Source organism: Priestia sp. P5_B4 (assembly GCF_056400385.1).
In genome coordinates this window covers 1-2,505 of record NZ_JBFULJ010000565.1, presented here as the reverse complement: position 1 = coordinate 2,505, position 2,505 = coordinate 1, and the positions used below count along the sequence as shown (strand labels likewise).

The following is a 2,505-nucleotide window of genomic DNA, read 5'->3' as shown; positions in this document are numbered from 1 at the left end:
CTTAATCAGTCAATCGTTACTAGGGATTTTAGTTAAAAATGTCGATTTTCCAATCTCAACGTTCACGCAAACGTTCTTAGTAGCTATTTTATTTGGAATTGGTACGGATTACTGCATTCTTTTACTTAATCGTTTCCGTGAAGAATTGGCAAACGGACATGATAAAGTAGAGGCCACGATCACGGCTTATCGTACAGCAGGAAGAACGCTATTTATCAGCGGAATTGCCGTATTTATTGGATTTGCAGCCATTGGATTTGCCAAGTTTGCCATTTTCCAGTCGGCTGTCGGGGTAGCAGTGGGCGTAGGTGTACTGCTAGTCATTTTATTTACTCTGCTTCCACTTTTTATGGTTACGCTTGGAGAAAAATTATTTTGGCCGTCTAAAAAAGTGGCTTCTCATAGCGATAATAAGCTGTGGGGCTTTTTAGGAAAAAAGGCAGTGGCGCGACCGTTCGTGTTTTTAGTCATTACAGCGATTATTACCGTGCCTTTTATTGTAACGTACGACTCAAAAGTATCGTTTGATTCTACTGCTGAAATAAGCAGTGATTATAAATCTATAAAAGGACTAAATGCTATCAGTGATGCACTGGGAGAAGGAAAAGCGTTTCCTGTCAATGTTATTATTAAAGGAGATAAAGAGTTAACAAAGGCGGATGTTATTCCTTATTTAGGAAATATAAGCAAAGCAATTGAAAAAGTGGATCACGTGGATTCTGTTATGACTATCACACAGCCTACCGGAGAAAAGATTGATGATTTATATGTTAATTCACAGTTAGGCTCTGTATCAAACGGAATCAAAGATGCTGTTAAAGGAATCGGAGATGTGCAAAAAGGATTAAGTGATGTTAAAAAAGGGCTAAATCAAATAGCTGACCAAACGGGTTCTGCTTCTAAAGAGAAGTCTGGCGGGTCGCTTGCACCTGCTGCAGATGGATTAGCTCAAATTAATCAACAGCTGCAGCTTGTCAGCACTCAGCTCTCTACAACAGGAAATGTGCAGCAAGCGGTTCCGCAGCTTGTTGCAATCAGTAAACAGCTTACTACCATTCAAACCGGTCTCCAACAAGCAAATGAGAAGCTTTCAGCTCAGCAAGGTCAAGTTGGAACGTTATCAGACAGTATCAATGAGTTAGCAAAAGGCGTTAACAGTGCGAATGACGGACTGACTAAGATCTCAGATGGCTTAACAAAAGCAACAGATATGCTTGATAACATGAGTGACAGCTCAACAGTTAGAGATACGGGTATTTACCTTCCAGCAGAAGTGATGAAAGATAAAGGGTTTAAACAATCCATCGATAACTATTCTTTTGCAGATGGAAAAGGAGTTAAGCTCAGTGTAGTGCTCGATCAAAATCCATATTCTGAAGAAGCCATTTCAACCGTAAAAAATATTGAAAAAGCGGTGGCAAGCGAAGTCGTTGATACGCCGTTTGAGCATACAGAAATTGTGTACGGAGGGGTATCGAGCTCAAATGCGGATTTAAAAGATTTATCTACAACGGATCTTTCACGCACAATGGTTATTATGATGATTGGATTGTTTATTGTGCTGACCATTTTATTCCGGTCAATGATCATGCCTGTATACATGATTGCTTCACTGCTGCTTACGTATTATACAGCAATGGGAATCTCAGAGCTTCTATTCGTGGATATAATGGGGAATGACGGAATCAGCTGGGCCGTGCCATTCTTTAGTTTTGTTATTTTAGTTGCCCTTGGAATTGACTATTCTATTTTCTTGTTAGACCGTTTTAACGAAGAAGTAAAAAGCGGCGTAGCAGAAGGGATGGTTACGTCTATGAGTAAGATGGGATCGGTTATTATTACTGCTGCTATTATCTTAGCCGGAACGTTTGGGGCTATGATGCCATCAGGTGTATTAACACTTGTTCATGTAGCAACGGTTGTTATTATTGGTCTTTTACTTTATGGCCTTGTCATTCTTCCGCTTCTTATGCCAGCGATTGTCGTAACGCTTGGAGAAGGAAACTGGTGGCCGTTTCTTCGAAAAAAAGAAAAATACAAAATAGAAGAATAATTTGTATATGATAGCTATATCAAAAATTAGATATCTGTTAGGAAATAGTGATACGCCTGTATAGCATTAAACATTATATAGGGTAAAAATGAAGGATAGATGAGCGTTATAAGACTGCTCTATCTATCCTTTTTGTATTATTGGAAAACGTGAGTATAGTTTAAAAGCACAATCAAGCAGGTGCTGTTATAAATACACTTAGTCGAATAAAAGACTTCTCATCAGGAAAACCTATAGTCAAAAACATGAGGGAGGTTTTTTTATGAAATTTGTAAATTTCTTAGCTAATCAGCGAGACAAACGACGGGAACAAATGCGCGAAGCAGGAACATGTCCAGATTGCTTAGGGAAACGATTCCACCATATTGGACTTTATTTTGTGCATGTTTATGAGTGTCCAAGCTGTCAAGGCAAAGAAGATATGTAATAAAATCTTCAGAAATAAGGCAAAG

2 protein-coding genes are annotated in these 2,505 nt (G+C 38.8%); both read left to right on the top strand.

Features of this window, described 5'->3' with window-relative positions:
• The coding region (locus AC1DRF_RS23000; RefSeq protein WP_477741780.1) for an MMPL family transporter at positions 1–2,053 on the top strand (2,053 nt) is incomplete at its 5' end.
• Between the two features lie 262 nt (positions 2,054–2,315).
• The gene (locus tag AC1DRF_RS22995) at positions 2,316–2,480 is read left to right on the top strand and encodes a hypothetical protein (protein WP_016764155.1); all 165 of its coding nucleotides are present in this window, start codon (positions 2,316–2,318) and stop codon (positions 2,478–2,480) included.
• Positions 2,481–2,505: the final 25 nt, after the last annotated feature.